General features: G+C 34.1%; 20 protein-coding genes and 1 riboswitch. Of the genes, 3 read left to right on the top strand and 17 right to left on the bottom strand.

What is annotated here, in order from left to right; genetic code table 11:
* Position 1: 1 nt before the first annotated feature.
* The 4 genes from FHR29_RS19050 to FHR29_RS19035 form a co-directional block, all read right to left on the bottom strand.
* Positions 2–1,063 carry a hypothetical protein gene (locus FHR29_RS19050; RefSeq protein ID WP_183916296.1) on the bottom strand — a complete coding sequence of 354 codons (1,062 nt, stop codon included), beginning with the start codon at positions 1,061–1,063 and terminating at the stop codon, positions 2–4.
* 150 nt (positions 1,064–1,213) lie between these two features.
* Complete coding sequence (locus FHR29_RS19045) at positions 1,214–1,540, bottom strand: nucleotide pyrophosphohydrolase (protein ID WP_021192353.1); 327 nt, start codon at positions 1,538–1,540, stop codon at positions 1,214–1,216.
* Between the two features lie 4 nt (positions 1,541–1,544).
* Positions 1,545–2,003, bottom strand: coding sequence for a D-aminoacyl-tRNA deacylase (dtd, locus tag FHR29_RS19040; RefSeq protein WP_132771580.1), 459 nt, complete (start codon positions 2,001–2,003; stop codon positions 1,545–1,547).
* A gap of 130 nt (positions 2,004–2,133) precedes the next feature.
* The gene (locus FHR29_RS19035; protein WP_183916294.1) at positions 2,134–4,554 is read right to left on the bottom strand and encodes a TonB-dependent receptor; all 2,421 of its coding nucleotides are present in this window, start codon (positions 4,552–4,554) and stop codon (positions 2,134–2,136) included.
* 60 nt (positions 4,555–4,614) lie between these two features.
* A riboswitch (TPP riboswitch) is annotated at positions 4,615–4,740 on the bottom strand.
* A gap of 630 nt (positions 4,741–5,370) precedes the next feature.
* Between FHR29_RS19035 and FHR29_RS19030 the strand changes: the two genes are divergently transcribed.
* Genes FHR29_RS19030 through FHR29_RS19020 form a run of 3 tightly spaced genes read left to right on the top strand, consistent with a single transcriptional unit; the run spans position 5,371 to position 8,379 of the window.
* Positions 5,371–6,540: an amidohydrolase family protein gene (locus tag FHR29_RS19030; RefSeq protein ID WP_206368607.1), complete on the top strand. Its 1,170-nt coding sequence runs from the start codon at positions 5,371–5,373 to the stop codon at positions 6,538–6,540.
* Between the two features lie 34 nt (positions 6,541–6,574).
* A complete protein-coding gene (locus FHR29_RS19025) occupies positions 6,575–6,856 on the top strand; it encodes an acylphosphatase (RefSeq protein WP_021192356.1) in 282 nt (93 codons plus the stop codon).
* 11 nt (positions 6,857–6,867) lie between these two features.
* A complete protein-coding gene (locus FHR29_RS19020; protein WP_132843534.1) occupies positions 6,868–8,379 on the top strand; it encodes an oligosaccharide flippase family protein in 1,512 nt (503 codons plus the stop codon).
* A gap of 12 nt (positions 8,380–8,391) precedes the next feature.
* On the opposite strand, the gene dusB is transcribed toward FHR29_RS19020, so the two are convergent.
* The 13 genes from dusB to trmD all read right to left on the bottom strand — a co-directional run bounded on the left by dusB (position 8,392) and on the right by trmD (position 23,916).
* Complete coding sequence (dusB, locus tag FHR29_RS19015; protein WP_021192357.1) at positions 8,392–9,390, bottom strand: tRNA dihydrouridine synthase DusB; 999 nt, start codon at positions 9,388–9,390, stop codon at positions 8,392–8,394.
* Positions 9,391–9,697: 307 nt separating this feature from the next.
* On the bottom strand, positions 9,698–12,139 hold the full coding sequence (locus FHR29_RS19010) for an outer membrane beta-barrel family protein (protein WP_183916293.1): 2,442 nt from the start codon (positions 12,137–12,139) through the stop codon (positions 9,698–9,700).
* Positions 12,140–12,149: 10 nt separating this feature from the next.
* On the bottom strand, positions 12,150–13,283 hold the full coding sequence (locus FHR29_RS19005; RefSeq protein ID WP_132843537.1) for a PepSY domain-containing protein: 1,134 nt from the start codon (positions 13,281–13,283) through the stop codon (positions 12,150–12,152).
* A gap of 82 nt (positions 13,284–13,365) precedes the next feature.
* Positions 13,366–14,622 (bottom strand): DUF4374 domain-containing protein, encoded by a 1,257-nt coding sequence (locus FHR29_RS19000; protein ID WP_132771573.1) that lies wholly within the window; start codon positions 14,620–14,622, stop codon positions 13,366–13,368.
* 26 nt (positions 14,623–14,648) lie between these two features.
* Entirely contained in the window at positions 14,649–17,039 is a 2,391-nt protein-coding gene (locus tag FHR29_RS18995) for a TonB-dependent receptor (RefSeq protein WP_183916292.1), read from the bottom strand.
* Positions 17,040–17,444: 405 nt separating this feature from the next.
* Entirely contained in the window at positions 17,445–18,533 is a 1,089-nt protein-coding gene (locus FHR29_RS18990; RefSeq protein ID WP_260292226.1) for a hypothetical protein, read from the bottom strand.
* A gap of 142 nt (positions 18,534–18,675) precedes the next feature.
* A complete protein-coding gene (locus tag FHR29_RS18985) occupies positions 18,676–19,314 on the bottom strand; it encodes a hypothetical protein (RefSeq protein WP_183916290.1) in 639 nt (212 codons plus the stop codon).
* 44 nt (positions 19,315–19,358) lie between these two features.
* On the bottom strand, positions 19,359–19,874 hold the full coding sequence (locus FHR29_RS18980) for an RNA polymerase sigma-70 factor (protein ID WP_021192365.1): 516 nt from the start codon (positions 19,872–19,874) through the stop codon (positions 19,359–19,361).
* 74 nt (positions 19,875–19,948) lie between these two features.
* Entirely contained in the window at positions 19,949–20,731 is a 783-nt protein-coding gene (trpC, locus tag FHR29_RS18975) for an indole-3-glycerol phosphate synthase TrpC (protein WP_168127904.1), read from the bottom strand.
* 2 nt (positions 20,732–20,733) lie between these two features.
* Positions 20,734–21,309 carry an aminodeoxychorismate/anthranilate synthase component II gene (locus tag FHR29_RS18970; protein WP_168127903.1) on the bottom strand — a complete coding sequence of 192 codons (576 nt, stop codon included), beginning with the start codon at positions 21,307–21,309 and terminating at the stop codon, positions 20,734–20,736.
* Entirely contained in the window at positions 21,296–21,595 is a 300-nt protein-coding gene (locus FHR29_RS18965) for a chorismate mutase (RefSeq protein ID WP_021192368.1), read from the bottom strand. The genes FHR29_RS18970 and FHR29_RS18965 overlap by 14 nt, the downstream gene beginning before the upstream one ends.
* A complete protein-coding gene (locus tag FHR29_RS18960; protein ID WP_183916289.1) occupies positions 21,592–22,995 on the bottom strand; it encodes an anthranilate synthase component I family protein in 1,404 nt (467 codons plus the stop codon). Before FHR29_RS18960 ends, FHR29_RS18965 begins: the two co-directional genes overlap by 4 nt.
* Before the next feature lie 243 nt (positions 22,996–23,238).
* The gene (gene trmD / locus FHR29_RS18955; RefSeq protein WP_183916288.1) at positions 23,239–23,916 is read right to left on the bottom strand and encodes a tRNA (guanosine(37)-N1)-methyltransferase TrmD; all 678 of its coding nucleotides are present in this window, start codon (positions 23,914–23,916) and stop codon (positions 23,239–23,241) included.
* Positions 23,917–24,073: the final 157 nt, after the last annotated feature.

Below are 24,073 nucleotides of genomic sequence, written 5' to 3'. Positions count from 1 at the left end.
CTTAATTAGGTAGTTGTTCTATTTTTTCAAAATTTCCATCTACATGGTCAATTTTTATTTTGTATCGCTTAATGTTTGAAGGTGCTGATCCCACTCCAATTCCAATCATTCCACCTCCATATCCAAAACCTGATCCTATGCCTGCTGATATCGAGAAGCTCGTACTGTTTTCTTCTGCTAAACCATAGAAATAGTATTCGTCATTTTCCATTACAAGTGGATAATATCCAAAACTTGTGGAGACATAGGTTTCGTCATTATCTACCACGGCATATATCTGTGAATCTTTTAATTTTACTTTTTTCCCTTTTTCATTGGTGTAATAATAGTATTTGATTTTGCCTTTTTTATCTTTCTCATCAACTAGCGGATAATCTGGTTTTTGGTTTTTTAGAGTTTCATAGCTCATATAAATCCCGTCCACGAGATGTTCTGCGGCATATAATGGTAATTTCTCTTTTTCCTTGTAATCAATGTTTTGGATATCATGTAAGGTTAATGATTCGGACGATATGTCTTTTACTTTTAAATTTTTACGAATGAATGAATCTATAATGAGGCTTCCTTTTTTTAATAATTTGTTGGAGACATCGATTCCTGAAACTTGAAAGCTACTGTCGATATGATTTAATGGGAAATAATTGTTCCCTTTTTTTTGATATAGATTTGCTCTGAAATCAAAAAAGCCCTTTTCTTTGATTCCACCACCAATTTCAGAAAATGATAATCTTCGAATTTGCAAAAGCAATGTATCTCTCTGCGTATTTCCATTACTGATTGTTTCTAGATATTTCTGCAATTGATCTTCAAGAGCTGGATTTGCAACTACAGTAGCGGATTTTCCTAAGAAACCTTTTTGTATGATTCCGTAATGAGTCGTGTCTTTTCTTGAATCCAGGATCTGGATCTTTTGGTATTGGCTACCATTAACGATTTCCTGAGGGTCATATTGAAAGGTAAATTCTTTATTTCTATCTTGTGCTGAAGCGTGTGTTAATCCTGTAAGTAAGATTGCTAAAAGCACATAGTGTTTTAATGTATGGACGTAATGTGTTAAATTCATTTCCAGAGGGAATTAATGATCTGCATTAAAGATAAAGAAATTAAAAGGCTGTATCAAGTTTCTTGATACAGCCCTTCAACAGTTTGCATGCAAACTGTATTAAAATTAATTTGATACTTATATAACGAACTAAATTATAGTAATGTTGTATTACTTTAATTTTTCATTGTTTTTATGTCGATCGGCGTCACGGATTGATTTTTTCTCTAAATTTTTTTCTAGCGCATCTGTTAAATCAATACCGGTTTGATTGGCCAGGCACATTAATACAAAGAGAACATCGGCCATTTCATCCGCTAAATTTACTTCTTTATCAGATTTTTTAAATGATTGTTCGCCATACTGTCTTGCCATAATTCTAGCAACTTCTCCAACTTCTTCCATTAGCATTGCTGTGTTTGTTAATTCATTAAAATAGCGAATACCTGTTGTATTGATCCATTTATCAATGGTCTCCTGTGCTTCTTTTATTGTCATAGTATTAGAAATTATCTTTATCCTGTGTATTCATTATGATGGTAACGGGCCCATCATTTAATAAATCAATTTTCATATCTGCACCAAATATTCCCATTTGCACTTCGCTGTTTATTAAAGTGCTAAGATAGTGGGCCATTTGTATGTACATTGGCTGTGCTTTATCTGGTTTGGCTGCACGGATAAAAGAGGGGCGATTTCCTTTTTTTGTTTGTGCGAATAATGTGAATTGGGATATAAGTAATATTTCACCACGTATGTCTAGCACCGATCTATTCATTAAACCGTTTTCATCATTAAATATTCGAAGATTGACGAATTTTTGTGCCATCCATTTCATATCTTCAATTGTATCTTCCTCTTCGATCCCAATAAGGATTAGTAAGCCGTCTTTAATCTGACCTGTTATTTTGCTATCGACCGAACAGCTCGCCCTGGAAACTCGTTGTATTACTGCACGCATAGGACAATATTAAGAAAAAAATGCCAACTATTGAGTTTGATCTGATTAAGTATTGTTGACGTCATGGATCTTGAAAATGCTGTAAAACAACTTGCGCCTTAAAATAATGTTGAAGGCGCAAGTTGTTTTATTAGAATTTTACGTTTAGGCTTAACATAAAATTTGTTGTAGCCTGTGGATAGTAAAAATTAAAATATTTTCGAGATGTACCGTCCATATAACCCCAAGTATATCCGTTGGTTTGATATTTTTCATTTAGGATATTGTTGACAGTAAGTCCAAGGTCTATATTTTTCAAACCTAATATGGAGAAATTATAAATAGCTCTAATATTGTTTACAAATGAAGGGTCTATACTTCTTACTTTGGCTGAACTATTGTCCAGATATTGTCTTGAAATATATTTTGATAATAGTGCAATTTCTACTGAACGAAGAGGGCGATAAGTGAACTCGCTTGATAAAATAGTTGCCGGAGAAAGTGCAATATCTGTTTTTTTAATGAATTCTCCACTCGTTTCATCCGTGTAATTTTTGATTTTGTTCTGACTTAGTCCCGCTGTTGCTTTCCAACCAAAGTACGCTGAAATTTTCCATGCGGCATCTACTTCTAAGCCTATTCTATAGCTATTTGGGATATTCATTCTCAATGGAGAACCTACATTATTAAGTGCTCCGGTCGGAATAAGTTGATCTTTATAGAACATACCATAAAAGTTCGTACCGATGTTAAATGTTTCATTATTGAAGCGGTAGCCAGCTTCGATATCTTGCATTTTCTCTGGTTTGGGATTGTTTCCTTTTAGATCAACAAAGTCATTTCTGACAGGTTCTTTACTAGCATAGGCATATGAGGCGTATAAATTTGAATTTTCATTGATGAGGTAAGTAATTCCTAATTTTGGATTTACAAAATTGAATTTTCTTTTAAAATCCATTCCTTTGATTTTATCGTCATCACCTTTTACTTGGTAATTAATATTACGATACTGTATATCCGCAAATAATAACCATTTTTCGAATGTAAAGTCTGCTTTCAGAAATGTGCTGATGTCATCTTTTTTAGCATCATTGAGATAGTATTTATCCCCTAAGTTGCTAGCGGAAGCATATTTTGCCCAGATTATTTCACCGTAATGATCTCCCTTATATTGATTTGTAGCTCCACCCCATGTCAATTTTATTGTCTGTGAAGGATTATAGTTGAAGGAAAAGGTAGTCCCATAGAAGTAATTATCTAACCATCTTCTCCTTACCAAATCGGTTTGTTTGATGGTATCGGTTCCTGAAATGACTGGTGGTAAATTGTATTTTGAAAAGTCGTCTTCAGGTCGGAATTCTTCGTAATAGCCTGCACCTCTGGTGTAATGTAATGCCGCATTAAAAATTAGTTTTTCATTGATAAAATTGGTGTAATGTAACTGGTGATGTGTTTGCGTGTAGTTGTCTGTTTGGTTTTTATATAGGTATTTGTTGTAAGTGCGACCAGAATTTAATAGATTTTCTGTTTCTAGCTGTGTATAGCCATCATTGACGGCATAATCTTTCATCCCCTCTACATCATTGTTTAATCTTGGCTCTGGTGTTCCGTACCAAGATTGATATGTTTTTTCCTTGCCAGAGAATACAATGGCCTTTAAAATATGTTTGTCACTATAATAACCTCCATCTACATAAAAAGACTTTAAATCGGAAGATGCTCGGTCGATATAACCATCGCTCAAGATACGTGAGAGGCGAACATTAAAGGCAAATTTATTATTTAGTAGTCCTGAACCTACTTTCAAAGTATTTTTCCAAGAATTATAGGAGCCGAAAGAGTTGTTGAATTCTACGTACGGCTCTTTTTCGAGTGTATTGGATTGTATGTTTAGTGATGCCCCGAATGATCCCGCCCCGTTTGTAGAAGTTCCAATTCCTCTTTGAATCTGGATACTCTCGGTAGAGGATGCAAAATCGGGAAGATTGACGAAGAATGAGCCCATACTTTCCGCGTCATTCAACGGAATTCCATTCAATGTTACATTTATGCGGGCATTATCAGATCCTCTTATTTTCATATTTGTATATCCTATACCTGCTCCTGCGTCCGATCCTATGACGACAGATGGTGTTTGATCTAGTAGGTATGGAATATCTTGTCCGAAATTGTTTTTAGCGATATCTTGTTTGCTAATATTTTTATAGGTTGTAGAAGAGTTGTTTTTGGCACGTGTTGCCATGACCAGGACTTCTTCTGTTTTTATAGCACGTGGTTTTAGAAAGATTTCAAGATCAGTATTTTGTACCAGATCAATCTGCTTCTTTTCTGTACTATAGCCTATGTAAGAGATTGTTATGGCGTATTGTCCATCAGGTAATCCTGAAAACTTTGAAGTACCATTTCGATCAGTTGTTAAATTCTTACTCTGATTTTTTGTCAGAACGATACTTGCGCCCTGTAACGATTTTTTTGTTTCATTGTCTAAGACTTTGATGGATAAAGCGTTTTGAGCTGATACGGATAATGTTATTCCTAGAAATAGCACTGTGCTGATTAAATTTTTAATCATGTTTTTTAATTGAATTTTGAGTTAAACAAACTATTGCTAGGGGTTACAACAGTTTTTCACTTATTTAACTAACCTTTTCCCTCCGCCAGCATTATCTGGATCAGGTGCACAACACATAAATGTATTGTTGGGTATAATCTCAGCCTTTATTCGTGTTCGTAGAACAAGGCACCCCTTATTGATAATGCGAAGGTATTAAATAAAATCTGTACTAAAAATATAATGTAAAAATGGATGTTGAGGAATTGAGTTTTGGAATATCAATTTGTTTTGCTCGTAAAAATAAGTGGAATAGATTTTCGTTTATAGGATTGTATTATGATGAATGTTGTGTTGCTTTATCTTTAGCTTCTTTCGGATTTTAAAGTAGCTGTATTGATCCGGTTTCTTTTTTTAATAACTAAAAGGATGTCCATTTATAATTCCATGATTTATTGATGCTTCACTGACATAACGTCATTGAATCGCTACAAAAATGAATAAAATTGTGGTTTTTAGATAATATATTGGCTGAATTTAAACTTATTCCCTACCTTCAAAAAATATGCTAAAATTCAAACTTTTAGCTCATGTTAATTATTTTTAGCAACAAGGGAGTTTTTATTAAGGTTTAAATTTATGTTACATTCTTATAAGTTAATTTATCTAAAAGTCTTTGATTTTTATCACGATTAAATAATTAAACTAATTGTGTAAATTTGTTTTTTTTAATGGTAATATTTTTTTTACTAAATTTTGGCACGAATTTTAACGTTAATAACCACAGTTCCTTTGCGTTGACCTGAATGCTAAGTAACTATTAAAGTTTTTATAATAATGAAATATTTTAGCGCTACCTATATCTTACCAATTACATCTTTACCTATTAAAGATGGAGTGGTAAAAGTTAATGATGATGGTGAAATCCTTGGGATTTATGAAAGTAAAGACGTAGAATTGAGCGGCCAGCATATTGAAAAATTTGAAGGAGTTATTGTTCCTGGATTTATTAATGCGCATTGTCACTTAGAATTGTCCCATATGAAGGGTACGATTCCGCAAAAAACTGGATTACCAGCTTTTCTTTCTTCGGTTATGACAAGTCGTGGCACTTCTTTAAAAGTGATTGATAAAGCGATGGCTGCTGCTGATGAAGAAATGTACAATAATGGTATTGTGGCAGTTGGAGATCACGTGAATTCTGATAACACATCTAACATTAAGGAGTCTAGTAAGATTCTTTACCACACTTTTGTCGAAGTCTTCGGAGTAGAGCCGGATGAAGCTGATGGTCGATTGCAGGAGGCTAAGGATTTGATTCATGAATTTGATCCAGCACATTCTTCAATTACACCACATGCTCCTTATTCTTGTTCGAAAATACTTCTGAAGAAATTTAAAAAAGCAGTTTCTGATGTTAATATTATCAGTATTCATAATCAAGAGAGTGATGAAGAAAATAGATTGTTTCGTTATAAAACGGGAGGATTTATCGATTTCTTTAAAGTAATAGGGAAAAATCCTGATTTGTTTAAAGCTCAGGCTAGAAATTCAATTCAGTCATATTTACCATATTTACCTCATCCTAATAAGTTGATCTTGGTTCACAATACGTATACGTCATTGAAAGACCTTGATTTTGTGGACCGAATGGGCCGTGATATCGTATGGTGTTTATGTCCGAAGGCGAATCTTTATATTGAAGGTCAATTGCCAAAAGTAATGAACTTTGTAAACGATAATCAAAAAATTGTAATCGGTACAGATAGTTTAGCATCCAATGATAAGCTTTCAATTTTAGATGAATTAAAAGTGTTACATAAACATTTTGATAATTTAGATTTTCAGCAATCTATCCAGTGGGCTACTATTAATGGGGCACAGGCTTTAAATATCGATGATAAATTTGGTTCAATTGAAGTTGGTAAAAAACCAGGTCTTGTTCTATTAAAAAATATGGAACATTTTAGATTATCTGATAAAGTTACGGTGCAAAGATTAGCATAGTAAAATACTCAAAATCTTCTGTACTTTTGTTGATATGAAACATGTTAATATTTCTATCAAAGGAAAAGTACAGGGGGTTTATTTTAGGTTATCTACCAAAGCAGTTGCCGACCAATTGGGTATTAAAGGGTTTGTTAGAAATTTAGCGGATGGTTCTGTTTATATTGAGGCAGAGGGTGATGATTTTGCTCTAGATTGTTTAAAAGAATTCTGTGAAGAGGGACCTGAGCGCGCAGTAGTGGAAGAAGTGATTTGTGAAGAGGGCGTCTGGGAAGATTTTAAGAATTTTGAAGTGCTAAAAAAATCGTCTAAATAAATCTTAATATCTTGTCTGTTTTTAAGAAATTTGCTGGTCAAACCTTGATCTACGGTCTCAGTACTATCATCTCTAGATTACTGAATTTTGTTTTAACGCCAATTTTCGTTCGTAAATTTGAAGCTTCCACCTATGGAATATTTACGAATATGTATTCTTGGGCAGCTATGATCAATGCATTCCTAGCTTTTGGGATGGAAACAACCTATTTTAGATATTTACAGAAAGTTGAGGAGAAGGATAAATCTAAAGTATTCAATAATAGCTTTGTTGTCACCATTTTTACTTCTTTAATTTTTCTATTAACTATTCTTATTTTTTCTAATGACATTGCGCATTGGTTTGCAAAAGAAAATATTGACTCTGTAGGTCAATATAAAAGCTATATTTACTTTGTTGGACTTACTTTAGTCGTTGATGCACTTGCTGTTGTTCCTTTTGCCAAAGTTCGTGCTAATGGTCGGCCATTGCGCTACGGCGTATTGAAGTTAGTCAATATCATCACATTTGTTATTTTAAACTTGACATTCATTGTCTTCATACCTTATTTACTTCAACATTTTCCGGATACTGAACCATATTTTTCTAGCTGGTATATAAACTCATGGTTGGGTTATGTGTTTATTTCTAATTTTGTAGCGAGTGCAGTGACATTGTTGATGCTGTTGCCCGAGATTAGAACATTTAATTTTAAAATTGATCGGGTGTTATTAGGTGATATGTTTCGATATAGCTTTCCTATTTTGATCGCTAATATTTCATTTATCATAAACGAAAACCTAGATAAGATTTTAATGCCTGAATTATTACCGAAAAGTATTGCTGACCGAGATGTTGGTATATATGGTGCTATTGCAAAGATTGCTGTTTTCTTAAGCATTTTCGTGCAGGCATTTCGTTTAGGAGCCGAACCTTTTTTCTTCTCCTATGCCAAAAATGATAATTCGAAAAAGGTTTATGCAATGATCATGGAATATTTTGTGATTGCTATGATGGTTGTCATGATCGGATTGTCTGTCAATATTGAATGGCTTAAGTATTTTATTCAAGGAGGATCTGCTTCAGAGAGTGCAGAATATTGGTCGGGTCTATTTATTATTCCTGTTATTTTATTCAACTATGTGATGCTTGGGATATATATGAACCTTTCTGTGTGGTATAAACTTTCTGATCAAACACGATACGGTCTCTATATTTCAGGTATTGGGGCTTTAATTACAATTATATTGTGTTATATCCTGATTCCGCGCTACAGCTATGTCGGTGCAATTTATGTGACGACCATAACTTATGGTGTAATGGTATTTTTATCCTATTTTTGGGGACAAAAGAATTATCCAATTCCTTATAAGATCTTTAAAATTGGGGCTTATATGTTGGTTGGTACTATGATCGTTTATATCCATTACATAGTATTTGACCGGAATTTTTGGATTGGCAATATGATGTTGATTGCTTACTTATTGGGAACCGTTTTTGTCGAGAGGAAAACGGTAATGAAGATGTTGAAGTCTAAAAGTTAGAAGAAGCTATTTTTAATAAATAGCTTCTTCTGCAAAGTTATGTTGTATTTCGTCTAACACTTCTTGGATCTCTTCGAATGTCTGAAGACTGACTAATCGCATTCTGTATTCTTTAAAGTCTGGTATACCTTTAAAGTAGTTTGAATAATGACGACGCATTTCGAAAATACCTGTTTTAGGTCCTTTCCATTCAATTGATTTAATCAAATGTGTTCTGCACACATCTACACGTTCAGCAATTGTTGGACCGGCTAAACGTTCTCCTGTGTTGAAAAAGTGTTTTATTTCTCTAAATATCCAAGGATATCCAATTGAGGCGCGACCAATCATAATACCATCAACTTCATATTCCTGGCGCCATGCAATTGCTTTTTCTAAAGAATCTACATCGCCGTTTCCAAAAATTGGAATTTTAATGCGTGGATTACGCTTAATATCACGAATCATAGACCAATCTGCTTGCCCTTTATACATTTGTGCGCGTGTACGTCCATGTATTGATAAAGCTTTAATACCGATATCCTGTAAACGTTCTGCCACTTCATAAACATTTTTGGTATCATCGTCCCAGCCAAGGCGGGTCTTCACAGTAACTGGTAGATGTGTTCCTTCCACGACTGCTTTTGTCATTGCGACCATACGATCGATATCTTGCAATAAACTAGCACCTGCTCCACGGCAAGCAACGTTTTTAACTGGACAACCGTAATTAATATCGATTAGATCTGGATTTGCTAATGTGCAGATTTCGGATGACTGTCTCATGTGTTCGATTTCGGAACCGAAGATTTGTATACCTATTGGTCTTTCATACTCGAAGATATCTAACTTTTTACGTGATTTTGCTGCGTCTCGAATTAATCCTTCTGAAGAGATAAATTCCGTATACATCATATCTACCCCATTTTGCTTACAAACAAAACGGAATGGCGGATCACTTACATCCTCCATTGGAGCTAGCAATAATGGAAAGTCTCCTAAATCTATATTTTCGCCAATCTTAACAGACATATTTGATTTTTTTACAAAGATAACAATTTTGAGATAGTTCTATTTATGGTGTTTTTGATATGAATGTCATATGATGATTTAGGAAATTAATGTTTTATTGTTTATTAATATGCAGGGCAGGTTTCTTGCTAAAATGTGCTTCTTCGTAAAGAGATTAATTAGTAAGGATATATGTTCTGAAGTTTTCAAAGTTGTTCGTATTTACAACGCTCGAATAAGTATAAATAGAAAACAGCTATCAATTTCTTTTGATAGCTGTTTTCTATTTATACTGGTGTGGAATATCACCTTTGCATCGTGTTGATTTTTATAATCTATTTTTGATATCTTCCGAACCTGTTGAGCGTTCTTTTGCTCTGTTATCTGAACCTCCAAATCGGTAATTGAATGATAAAATTGCTGTTCTGCTATCGGGATTTGATTTTCCTATTAATCTCACTGGATTGGATACTGTTTCATATCGACGGTTATTGGTATGAAATATGTCGTTAACGACCAGCTTAATCGTTGCTTTTTTACTTAAAATGCTCTTTTGTATTCCACTGTAAATAAGTCCGTAACTTTTGATATTCGTTAAACCAATGGTCAGACCAGAATTATAATTTCCTCCAATCTCTACAGACCAATCTTTGGGTAGTTTGAAAGTATTTTGTGTATTTAATGATAACGTATTGCCTGATCTTTTGATTAGTTCATTTTCTTGTGGAATCTCATATTCGTTTCTGTAATAGTTTGCAAAATGTGTAGCTGTCCACCAGGAAAATAATTGTGTAGGAGCCATGAATGATACGCCAAAATTTTTGAATGAACCGATATTTTCGGGTCTTTCAAAAGTGATTTGTTTGTTTGTAGGATCTAATCCTATGATATCATTTACGACATTAGATCTGTCTGCATAATTTAACGTAAATATATATTTGTTAGCTAGTGTATAGTTAGCTTCATAAGAGTGCTCGTAAGCAGGATCTAGTTTTGAATTCCCTTCTGAATAGGAGAAGGGGTCTGTATAGACGCGGAATGGGTTTAGACTCCAGAAGGATGGACGCTCGATGCGATAGCTATAGCTTAGTTGTACTTTATGATTGTTATTGATGCTATAAGATAAAAATGCTGATGGGAAAAACTTTAAATAATCTTTAGAGAAATGTTCATTTAAAGTTATTTGATTACCATCGGTAGATGTGTGCTCTGCTCGTAATCCTACTTGTGTTGAAAATTTGCTCCAAGTTTTTGATAGATTGACATAACCTGCTTGTATCGTTTCTTTATAAATGAAGTGATTACTTGTCGATAGATCTGGAACATAACTCTCATTTAGCAATGTATCATACCGCAAATCGTTTTCTGTCCGGATATGACTTGCTTTCCAACCAGTTTCTAGCTTAAAAGTTTCATTAAAAGGGAGGGTATAATCAATTTTTGCAACATAAACCTTACTGTCTGAGGGAATATCGCCAGTGCGTGATGATAAGGGGCGTATATTATTTTGATTTTCATTACTGTATTTAGTATTTAGTGTTTGATCCATTTTGGAATAATGGTCAATCATATCAAAATCCACTTTTAGTTCATGTCCATTTTCGTTGAACTTCAGGTTATAATTGATGTTATATAACATGTCTTCCCATCTTTCTTTTCCTTCGGTTATGGTTGAAGCCGACCAGATGAGATCTTTTGTCGCATAGTTTCTAAAATGATTGGTGGTTGGTTCATATTTTGGATATTTACCAAAGCCTCCATTTACTAGAAATCCCAAAGTCTGTTTTGAACTTAAATAAAAATCCATACCAACTCTGAAATTATTTGAACGCAGTTTCGGTTGAATTTTGTTTTCCTGTTGGGAGTAGGTTTCTGGTTCTGCTTGCGTATCTTTATAAAAGTAGCGTGTTAATGAATTGTAATACTCTAAATTTTGAAAGTATTGATTGTAATTTCCGAAGATATTTACTTTTTCCGTTCTGTAATTTAGGTCTAAACTACCGCCTAGGTGTAATCCGCGACCTGCTCCCATATTTCCGGAAACAGCTCCGTTCAACCCTTGCTTCAATCCTTTTTTTAATACGATATTGATTATCCCTGATGTTCCTGCCGCATCTTGCTTGACATTAGGATTAGTCATAACTTCAATTTTTGTTATATCGTTTGAGGATGTGCTTCTTAACAAATTGGCTAGCTGATCTGCGGAGAGGTAGGTAAGTTTTCCGTTAATCATGATAGAAGCACCAGATTTTCCTTTTAAACTGAAGGTTCCATTATCATCTAGACTTATACCTGGAATTTTGGTCAAAAGTTCTAATCCACTGTTACCATCTGCTAATGCAGAGTTTTCTATGTTGAAAATGGTTTTATCTTGATGTTGTTCTATAAATTGCTTGCGTTTATTGATGACAACCTCACTCAGATAAGCATTGTTTTGAAGCAATACAATTTTCCCAAAATCATATGCATTCACGTGCTCGCTTAATATGAATTGAGATGTTTTAAAATCTTCGTGTGTCATATTTTTTATATGCACATAGTAATTTCCATATGGTGCATTAGGGAAAATAAAATTCCCTATGCTATCGGCAGTAATAATTTTTGCGACAGTTCCATCATGAACGCGATGTAAAGTTACTTGTGCATGGGGTACAGGTTCGTTCTGTTCATCTAGGACACGGCCCATGATTTTAGCAGAATTTTGAGCACTGGCAACAAATAAAGTAAAAACTAGAAATAAACTAAGTAAGTAGCTGCTATGATGAAACATGTCTGCAAGATTAAGATGTTATTGGATGAATAGATTTTGATTTTTTTACTGTTTTTTTCTTTTTCCCCCACCAGATATAGAAACCAGTAATCGGTAATGTTGCGCAAATAAGTGATGCTAAAAAATATATTATTTTAGTAGTCATTCCCCCAATGAATCCTGTATGTAAGGCATAATTTGCGCGCATTAGCCATTCTGTGGTATTGGCATCATCAATGGGACCTTGTTTTCTGCCTGTTAATTCTAGCGTATTACGATCAAAATTTAAGTCACGCCATATACCGTTTTCCATATCTGTACATGCATATACGGATTTATCCTCGGCTTCAGGGTAGTGGACGATAACGGCTTCTTTGTTATGGCGAGCATATTCATGGCGCACTTTATACCAGATTTGATCAGCAACAACCAATGCATCATTCAAGGGCTGATCATCAGGTATTTCTTTTTCAACTTGTTCTACTTTAGGTTTATTCGGGTATCCTCCGCTGAGCCAAACTACTGATTTGCGCATCCACGGGAAGCTCATGATTAACCCTGTAAGGCACATAACTAAGGCTATGGTTAGTCCGTAAAATCCTAATACATTGTGCAGGTCATAATTTACTCGTTTGAACCGCGCTTTCCATTTGATGGTAAAACTCTGCTCACGAGATCTTTTGTTCCATTTTTTTGGCCACCATAAAATAAGACCAGTGATTAGTAGTGAAAAGAATATAAAAGTACTCCAGCCGACTACTTGACGGCCGATCTTGTTCGGCATCCATAGATGACGGTGCCCCTCATCCATGAAATGAAAGAAATCTTCATGATTAACAACAGCTAGGATCTCAGCTGTATAAGGATTGACATAGACTAAACTATCGGAGTGGTCTAAACTTACTTTAACTGATTTATCTAAACCATAATACCAGGAACTAGCTATTTCTTTGTCTGGAATGGCTGTCTTTACAGCTTTGTAGATTGCAGATGGAGGAAGCTGATCTTCTGATCTTTGTGCTTCTACGCGAATATAATTTGTAGTGAATTCTTTGATGTCATGTTCGAAGACAAGTACACAGCCGGTTATACTTAGGATAACAACAGGTATGCCTGCCGCTAGTCCTAACCAAAGATGTAGCCATGCATTAATTTTGCTGAGCATAATAATTTAAAGCGCTATTTATAAAGTGATAAAATTTATTCTGTCAAAGTATTTCTTTGACAGAATAAATGGATTTTTATTTTTAGTAATTGATTTTACTCATGGACGAAACACCAGATACACCGACAAATTTTAAACCTCTTTTGGCTGTTGCATTATTGATGTCAATTGTATAGGTATAATATTGTTTGTCTTCTAAACTCTGACATGCATAGTAAGCTTTACTGCCATCTTTTTCAACAAATACGACGTCCTTATATCCTTGTTGTTCATGGGCAGGAATTTCTTTGATTTCAGTCATCTTTTTTGTCTGAATATCGACGATGTATAATTTTACTAATCCACCTCCTACACCTTCAGCTTGTTCGCCTTTATTATAAACTGTCATTAAGAATTTATCATCTTTAAGATAACTTCCTCTTGCAATTTTGCCATTTCCTAATGATTCAATATCAAAATAATAGTCTTTATCAAATTCATCCGTTCCTTTCTTAATTCGAAGAAATCCTGATTTGTTTTTAGAAGCTAAAGATGCTTCATTTGCTGAAAACCAAACGTATGCATCACCTTTGTTGTCTACAGCAAGACCTTGTTGTGCCCACCAATTTCCAATATGTGAACCACGTCCATCTCTAATTGTTTTTTCGAATTTTAGCTCAGGATAAGAGAAGATACCGATGTAAGTAGTGTCGGTGGTTGTGAAATTACCGCCCCAGTTGTTTGATCCGTCTCCAGATTGAAAAGGTACATATATTTTATTTCCGACTTGAAACACGCCGGTCCAGATGGCCATTCTTTTTCCGCCTAAAACTTTGGATAGATCAACGGTGTTTTTATTTGCTATAGAGAAATTTTGAGCATCGTAATTTCTTAGGGTTGCCACTGGATTAACAATACTTCTATTTGTGGTACCTAATATAATATTTTTGTCTCCAAAATGTCCATAAATACCTGATGTCTCAGCATTTACTTGTTCATCTTTAAGTCTCTGGAACTCACCTTTACTGTCAATGTTGTACGGGGTTATCGGTCCTTGACCACCATATGTTAGTCCAAAGATATAGTTGTTCTGATTGATAAAGGATTGTTCTGTCGCTGGCATACCGTTACCTACAATACTGAGTGTTCCATCGCTTACATTATCTGTTGACAGGATATAATTACCTGAAGTTCCAGCTTCTCCACTACCTTGTCCATTTACGATAAAAACAAATTTTTCTCTTTTTCCGGAATTTCCGGTATCACTTCCTCCATCAGAAGGATTGTCTTTTGAACATGCAGTGATGGCTAAAACGCCACATGCTAGGGTCAGCATTTTTAAAGTGTTTAACTTTTTCATTGTATTTATTTATTGAATTGTGATTGTTATTTTGTACGTATAAAGTATCTGAACTTAATATTGAAAGATCTACTTGGTTTTTGCATTTCGAAATTGTCGAAACGTGTTGCATCGGTTAGATTATTACATTCTAAAGCGATATTATATTTTCCAGATGCTAAAGAATAGATGATGTTGACATCATGTGACACTTGAGTTGGGATTCTATATCTTTGAGATGGGGTCGCTAAACTTGGCCAATCTAAAAAGAACTCATGTATATATTGAAGATTATATCCTACCGTTAAAGTATTATTCTGTTTACCGACGTTGTGAAAATAGTAAGCCGCGTCAGCATTACCATATAAATAGGGCATATTTGGCATTCTATCTTTGTAGATACTACTTTGTATAATTTGCGAAGGTTCAACTTTAGTCGTGTTGATCAGGTTTTGGTAGGTCATATTTCCTCCAACTGAAAACAGGTTCTTGAAATAATATTTTAAGTTGATATCAACACTATTGTTTCGTACACTTCTTAGATTAGCACTTTTAAGTTCTCTCTTATTATTGCTGCTTAATGGTCCTACATACTGGCGTATAAAATCTTTAGCATTGCGGAAAATGTAATTGGCATCTATGATAATTTGTTGGTTTTTTTGTAATTTTAAAGCATATGATAAACCTAAGTTGATATTATCACTACTCTCGGGTCTTAGACCAGGATTACCACTAATATTGATGGCATCACCAAATAATTCGGTATTATCGGGAAGTCGGTATGCTTTCTCATAGGAAGCTTTTAGTTGAATGTCTGGATTCAGGAAATAGGAAGTTGCTAAGCCATATCCGATTTTATTGATTGATATTTCCACATTCTCATAAATTTCCTTCTCAAGTTCATTGAAGTATTTTCCATTTTGATTGTAGTTTTTTAGAAAAATATTAGCATCCCAACGATCACGTATGGAGGTTCTATATCCGATTCCTGTAATGTTTTTTATTGTTTTGCGTGGGAGCTTATTAACTTCTAAATCTGGATAGTAATGATCTTTTCCTTTTCTGTCAAATGTTGTCAACAAATGATTGATCATAATGCTATTATTCTTGTTAATTGCATAAGAGATGTTGGCCGTAAGATTGCCATTGTTGTTTTTGTAGCGGTAATCTGTTAAGTCGTTTTCACCTCCTGGAGCATTTGGATCTTTTGGATTTTTAGGTATACTTTCTCCTGTCCAAGTGAATCTTCTTGGGACGGTATCCAAACTTCTTTCCGTACCGAAATTGTATCGAGCGTTTATCGTTACATCTAAACCTGCTGTCAATAAATTTCTCTTGATGTATTTAAAAGTGGGCTGTACAATGTTTCCTTGGCTTTCTCGACCTCCAAATACATCTTCCATAGTATTACCTGTCTGGATTTCTTTCTTATTCTGACCAAGGGTAATACCAAAAAGGAGCTGATCTGCGTATTTTTTATTAGAAACGCCCATATTATATACTAATGTTTCATTTCTGTATGCATCGTGGAAACGTTTCCTTCTTTCGGCGGGGTAAAATTTTCCGGTTTCAAAATTGTATGATCTTACATTTACCAAGTAATTGTTGTCCGAATAATTTTGAAAAGCAGAAAGCATCATTGTAAAACCGTTGTTAGCAATGTATCCGGCATTAACTGAAGTTTTGTGGGTGTTAAATGAGCCATATGAATATGAAGCATCTAAATATTTTCCCGGCTGGTTTTTGGTTACAATGTTGACTGCTCCACCTAATGCATCGCCTCCTAACCATACTGGAACGACACCTTTGTAGACTTCAACTCGTTCTGCAAAATTGATTGGTATGTTGTTTAACTGAAAGGACGATCCGAAATTATCCATAGGAATTCCATCAACGAATAATTTAACCTGATTGCCCGAAAAACCATTTAAGCTAAAATTCATGTTTGACCCTACACCACCCGACTCTCGCAGTCTAACGCCCGAAACACGATTTAATGCCTGACCAATATCCATTGTTGTATTGTACAATTTCTTCGCATCGATTGCTGTAACATTAAATGGTTGCTTTTGTATTTCTTTTGCTTCGGATCTTGCAACGATCTCGACTTCATCCATTGTTGTCTGTTGTGAAGCCAATTTTATAGATAGCACTTCAGTGTTTTTCTGGCTAATAAGAAAAGTTCTGTCCTTGGCTTTGAATCCAACAGCAGATACTCGTATAGTATAGTTGGCAAAAGCGATATTTTTTATTGAAAATAAACCGCTTTTATCAGCTTGGGTCACTTGATTTGTTTCAAGAATTGTAATAGTTGCACCCTCAATAGGTGTATTTGAGGTGGTACTTATTCTTCCTTTTATTTCTCCTCTCTGTTGTGCGTAAGCAGTAAACGATATGATTAAATATAGACTTAACCATATTATTTTTAAATTCGACATCCCTTTATTTAGATTAATTATACATAGAGATGTTGCGTAACTCTAAATATACCGAAGGTCAGAGTGAGAAAAAGATTATAAAATGTGCTATTTACTTAATTTTTAGGCTAATAAAATTTATACATCTAAATTTATTTAGTTTTTAGGCTACTCATTTTTGGAATAGATTTATGATGATAATGTCAAATTGAAATATCATCATTGATTAGGCCATAAAAAGATAGATAGCGAATTATGGAGTTAGCAAGAAGAAGAGAAAGGTTTAATACTGTTGTATGGAGACAATATTTCTTGGTCGAAGAGGTTTCAAAACAAAAATCAAGTTGATTTTAAATTGATTTATTTAACAATATTCAAATGACAAGTGGTAAGATATTCGGAGCGAATTATTTTCAGCTATAAAAACTAATTTAGTTTGTCTATACGGACAATGAAATCTGTCTCTTTGTCTAATTTTAGTCCGGTACTTATCTTTTTAGTTTGGATATTGTATATCCAAACTTGATGATTATCATCTTTATCGTCAATGGTAATATATGCCTTACCATTCTCCACAAGAACAGATTCTTTGCGAGTTCCTTTATCGTAGGGTAGGGTTAGCTTTGTTGCTGTTTGTTTTAATAAATCTACAACATAATATTCAAATTGATAAGTTGAATGATGATCGCTGAAATCGTTATAAAGGTCTTTTCTTTCACTACGAATGATTGCTTCATTATTCCCTAAGTACCACATGCCATAGGCATGATTTTGATTTGTAGCGGTAAGATTAAAGAAATAGCTTGAATCTACTGTTGTTGTATTATTTGGTATTTTAAATATTGCGGTAGGTTTACTGAGATTGTTTCCTAGAGCAATTCCTGGGCAACTCATAAAATAGAAATTTCCTCTCTCATCATGAAAACTATAAGACTGTACTGTATTGACTCCTCCTGGGTAGGTGGATCGGTTATCTTTTTGTATGCTTTTTATCTTTAGCGTTTGTGGGTCTAATGTTGCAAAATACATGGTGTCAATAGTCGTAAAATCTGTTTCGTTGATTACTTTGTTGTATGTATATCCCAGTATGAGATTATTCTGATGTAAAGTGCTGAATCCTATTGAAACTATCGGAAATTTAATTGGAGCAACTGGTAAATGTATTTCTTCTTTTTGTATGATCTCGAATTTCTTTACATCTATTTTATAGTAGTGCAGTTTACTATATGTTTTATTGTCAAGCGTAAAAAGTAATAACGTATCTTTTCCTTGCCAATTCATATTTTCTATATGTTGATTGGACATCGGAATCGCAGCTATTTCTGTTAATGCACTTTCCTGCATTTCGAATTTTATGAATTTTCCACTTTTTATATGATAGAAAAAGCCATTATGTACGATGATGCTTCGATCAAAATATTGTGTTGGTAAGTCGATACCATCTTTAAGAATATTTATTGTCCCCGAATCTATAGAATTGGTTGTTACGATGGTATTTCCCAAATTCTTATTCATAATATACAAGCTGTAGTTTTTGGAACTACTGTTGCTTTGGTCTCTACTCGAACAACCAATAAAGAAAACCATTAATAAAAGTAGAATAGTTTTAGAAATAGGTTTTAATTGCATGGAAATTGAAGTTATTAATAGAGGCTTGTTATATAATGTTAAACTGTAATTTAAGCTGATTCTGTATTGTAGGTGCTAAAAAAGTGAGTTCCGATTGGGAGAGAATAATTTGCTTGCCTGTATTTTTGGAGTTTAGAATGAAATAAGTTTCTCCATTTTTTAATTCCTTTTTTTCTCTAGTTCCAGTAAAACTAAACTCGAAATCTTTCTTTGGAATAATAACCATTGTACCCATTGAAAAAAACTCTCCAGTTTCTACATTAATTTTTGCTATAGCATGCTTTCCTAAAATTAGTTCATAACTATTTTTTTCAAAATACTTTGAATTTGCACTTGTGCTATTATCAAAAATGGCATAACTAACTTCTTTGTCTATATTGTTTTTACAGATAAAGAGGCCGAATAAAATTACGATTGAAGCAGCGATACTTATGTAACGTATTAGTCTTTTTCTATTATTATCAACTTTAATTGGGGCTGGTTCAATTATATTAGCTGCAATGTTTTCCCAGATCTGTGATTGGATATGGGACTTGTCAATTTGAGGAAGTGATAGTGGAGAAAAGTCCAAATTATCATCTACAAGCCATTCCTCCACAAGAATTCTTTCTTCTGGGGTGCATTGGTTTAAATGATATTTCTCTATCAACTTTTGATCAACTTTCATCGGCTTATATCCTTAATAGCAAAAATACAGGATTTCTTTTTTATTTAATTAATATATTCGGTTAATTCGGTTTTTAGCGTTTTTAAAGCTTTGGAAATGTGATATTCTACAGCTCGCTCTGATATATATAATTTATGGGCTATTTCTTTATTTGTTAAACCTTGATCTCTGCTCATTTGAAAAACATTTTTACATTGAGCGGGTAATTTATTGACTAATGATGAAATCTTCTCCGATAGTTCTTGAGCAATTAAGGGATGCTCTACATAGTGGTTTTCCGCTGTATTAATTATGTTTTCTAAATGATGTTGGCGCGTAACTTTATTACGTATATATTCAAAGGTTTTGAGTTTAACAGCTCTGATTAAGTATCGCTCAACTTCTAGAAGACGAAGATCATCACGCCGTTCCCATAATGATTTAAAAACTTCTTGAACGATTTCTTTTGCAACTTCTTCATCTTGGATATTTTTGATACAAAATGCAAACATACCTTCCCAATATTGAAGGTATATTTGCTCAAAGCTATCTTTATTTATGATAAAAATTTTTGTGTCCAAAATAAGAAGCGGCTACTTAATCTGTGATTTTAAGAAGCAAATATACTCTTATTTAGATTGGATTTAAATAGTTTTTATATTTCTTTTACAAATTCCAATAATGCTTTCCCCGGGTCAGTTGTTTTCATAAAATTTTCGCCAATAAGAAATGAATTATAACCAATGCTTTTTAATTCACGGATTGTTTGAGGGTCTGAAATTCCACTTTCTGAAACTTTAATATAAGTATCTGGAATTTTATTGACTAAGTCGTAAGAGTGCGCTAATGATACGGAGAAGTCTTTCAGATTACGGTTGTTTACGCCAATGGCATCAACTGTATCAAATAGGTTTCCTTTTAATTCTTCTTCGTTATGAACCTCCAAAAGTACATTCAGACCCAAAGTTTTAGCGTAATTGGAGAGTTCGCTTACCTCTTCATTGGTCAAACATGCCGCTATTAGTAAAATAATATCAGCACCATAGGCTTTTGCTTCAGCGATCTGATATTTATCGATTATAAATTCTTTACGAAGTAAAGGTATGGTTAATACTGATCGGGCTTCTTCCAGATCCTTTAAACTTCCTTGAAAAAAATCAGCATCTGTTAATACTGATATTGCAGAAGCGCCTGCATTTTGATATCCTTTGACAACTTCTGATACCGTGTTAATGTTGTTGATGACGCCTTTGGAAGGGGAGGCGCGTTTGTATTCTGAGATTATCCCCGTACGTTGTGGATCAAGAACGGATTCTTTTAGCGAATAACAAGTTCTACTAAAGAGCGGATATTCACTAAGTTCTTCGATAGAAACTTTTGCTTGAGCTTCAGAGACTTCTACTCGTTTTCGTTCAACTATTTTATCTAAAATTGTCATTTCTATTTTTTTAACCAGTTTTCAATTAGTTTTTTCCCATTCTCTGTCAAAACAGATTCTGGATGAAATTGTAATCCTTTTACGTCAAGGGTCCTATGGGACAGTGCCATGATAACACCATCTTCATCTGTTGCGGTTACTTTTAAGGTTTCAGGAAGAGATGAAGTTTCGACAGCCCAGGAATGATAACGTGCAATTTTACTGTGACTAGCGTAATCTTCAAATAGTTTTTCTGAATGATCTATAATAATTAGATCTGTTGCCACTCCATGTAGCGGTCTCGGCATATTATAAAGTTTAGCTCCAAAAACTTCGGCAATGGCTTGTTGGCCAAGGCAAATGCCTAATATACTTTTTGTATCCGCATATGTGCGGATGACATCTAATAACAGACCGGCTTCTTCGGGAATACCTGGACCTGGCGACAATAAAATTTTATCAAAAGCAGCTACCTCTTCTAATTTGAATTTATCATTTCTCCATACTGTATATTCTTGATCACATTCTTGTAATAGATGAACCAAATTGTAGGTGAACGAATCGTAATTGTCGATTACTAATATTTTATGATTGCTCATGGAAAATTTCTGTTTCTTTATTAATGAAGTGATTGATGATTGATTGGAATACACTTTCTACGAGTTTTCCTTCAATTTTAAAATTAGTTGCCCAATCATTTCTTTGCTCGAACATGTTAATTACTCTTTGTTCCGCTTTAACTTCTTCTAATGAAGATTTATATTGAGCGGCTTGTTGTACATATTGCGCCCGTTGTGCAATAAGTTCAATGATTCTATAGTCGATACAGTCAATTGAACTACGAATGTGTGATAGATTGTCACAATATTCTAAAGGTCTAATCATAACGTTTCTGCTAATTCTAATGCTTTTCTCAAAGCTGCTATTTTATTATTTACTTCTTGTAATTCCATCTCTGGATCTGAATCTAATACAATTCCTCCTCCTGCTTGGTAATTCAATAGATTTTGTTTACTTAAAAATGAACGAATCATAATAGCATGATTAAAATCGCCATTAAAACCCATATATCCAATTGCACCGCTATAGAATGATCTTTGTTGGCCTTCATAACGATCTATTAAAGTAAGCGCCATATGTTTAGGGGCACCACTCAGTGTTCCTGCCGGATAAGTATCACCCACAACATCAAAAGGATTGACTCCTGGTTTTAATTTGCCTGAAACTTTTGAAACTAAGTGGATTACATGGGAATAGTATTGTGCTTCCTTATAAGATTTTACCTCAACTTGGTTACAATGTCTGCTTAAATCGTTTCTTGCAAGATCTACGAGCATGACATGTTCAGCGGATTCTTTAGGGTCATTTTTAAGTTCTTCGGCTATTTTAATATCCTCCTCCATATTACCGCTCCGTTTAAAAGTACCTGCAATTGGATAAATTGTTGCTTCTCCATTTTTAATGGTCAATTGTGCTTCTGGAGAAGACCCAAATAGTTTGAAATTTCCGTAGTCAAAGTAGAATAAGTAGGGGGAGGGGTTGATGGAACGTAAAGCACGATATACATTGAACTCATCGCCTAGAAAAGGCGTTGAAAATGCGCGTGATGGAACAATTTGAAAAACATCACCTCTTTGAATATGTTCTTTTACTTTTTTGACCAATTCGCGATGTTCTTCATCTGATCTATTGGACGCCTCTTCTCCAGTTCTACGAAATGTATATTCGGGAAAGTTCTTATTCTGTATTAAATACTGTAGTTTATCTAATTCGGATTCTTCATCATTTAATAAATGTTCAAATACAAATAGTTCATTTCTAAAATGGTCTATTGCTATCACGTATTTATAAACATGATACTGTAAATGTGGAATATCCAGTTTTGGACTTGGAGCCGTAGTTAACTTGATATCTTCGAAATGTTCGATAGCATCAAATGTGAAATAACCAAAAAGACCATTTGAAATAATGTTACGTTCTGTTGAAATGGGTTCGCCAAATGCTTTTCTGAATGTAGCAACCTCCTCTTTTAAATTAATTTCTTCCTTATTTTTAAGGATGACTTTTTCGTTCGGATATGCAATTTCTAATTGCGTATTATCAAGTTTGATATGCGCAATGGACTGGCAACAGATGTAACTTATATTGTTGTCTCTGCTGTGGTAATCCGAACTTTCTAGTAAAATGCTATTTGGAAAGACGTCACGTAATCTGAGATAGATGCTAACCGGAGTTGTCGTATCAGCGAGCAATTTTTTGAGATTTGTTTTAAACGTGTATTTCATTTTATTCTTAATTTTTTAAACATAAAAAAACCCGATACTGAGTCGCATCGGGTTTGAACTTCCATAAATGGTTTTGGTTGATTATGAAATATTTTGACAATACCAATTAGTCCCCGATGCTTATTGCTTCAGGCCACCACCAATTTGTATATGTTCTAACTGTCGTCATTGTATCACAAATTTATAAAAAAAAATGATTAAGCAAACTTTTTATGATAAATAATCAATAAAATCTGAAATTTATTAGTCATTTAATAAATCTGGTCTTCTTTCTCGGGTGCGGATAAGCTGCTGTTCGTCTCTCCATTGCAATATTTTAGCTTCATGTCCACTAAGTAATACATCCGGAACTTTATGTCCTTTCCAGTCTGCAGGACGCGTATAAATGGGCGCATCAAGTAATCCGTCTTGAAAAGAATCGGATAAAGCGGAAGTTTCATCTGATAAAACTCCAGGTATTAATCTTATAATGGCATCTGTTAAAATTGCCGCTGGTAATTCTCCTCCAGATAAAACATAATCACCCACAGAAATTTCTTTTGTAACATAGATATCTCTAATTCGTTGATCAATACCTTTGTAGTGGCCACAAAGAATCATCATGTTACCTTTTGTAGATAAATTATTCACGATTTCTTGATTGAGTGTTTCGCCATCAGGAGACATGAAGATAATTTCATCATACGTGCGTTCTGCTTGTAGTTTTTCTATACAAGCCGCAAAGGGCTCGATCTGCATAACCATACCAGAACCTCCTCCATAGGGATAATCATCAACACTTTTCTGCTTATTTGTCGCGTAATCACGTAGATTGTGTACAACAATTTCTGCTAAACCTTTTTTTTGTGCCCGTTGCAAAATAGAATGTGCAAAAGGACTATCTAATAGACTTGGAAGTACGGTAATTATATCAAATCGCATGAGGCAAAGATACACAAAATTGAAAATTACTATTATTATTTCTTTTATAGGAAATGATATTCAATTATCAATAAAGATATATGCTGAAAATTATTGACCATAATTCTTGTTTTTTCTTGTAGTTGTTAGGTATAATCATCCATAAAAATGGTGGGTA

This window comes from Sphingobacterium sp. JUb56, from assembly GCF_014191365.1.
Classification (GTDB): Bacteria; Bacteroidota; Bacteroidia; order Sphingobacteriales; family Sphingobacteriaceae; genus Sphingobacterium; species Sphingobacterium anhuiense.
Note: the sequence above shows the minus strand (reverse complement) of the source record. Positions and strands in the feature narration are given on the sequence as shown.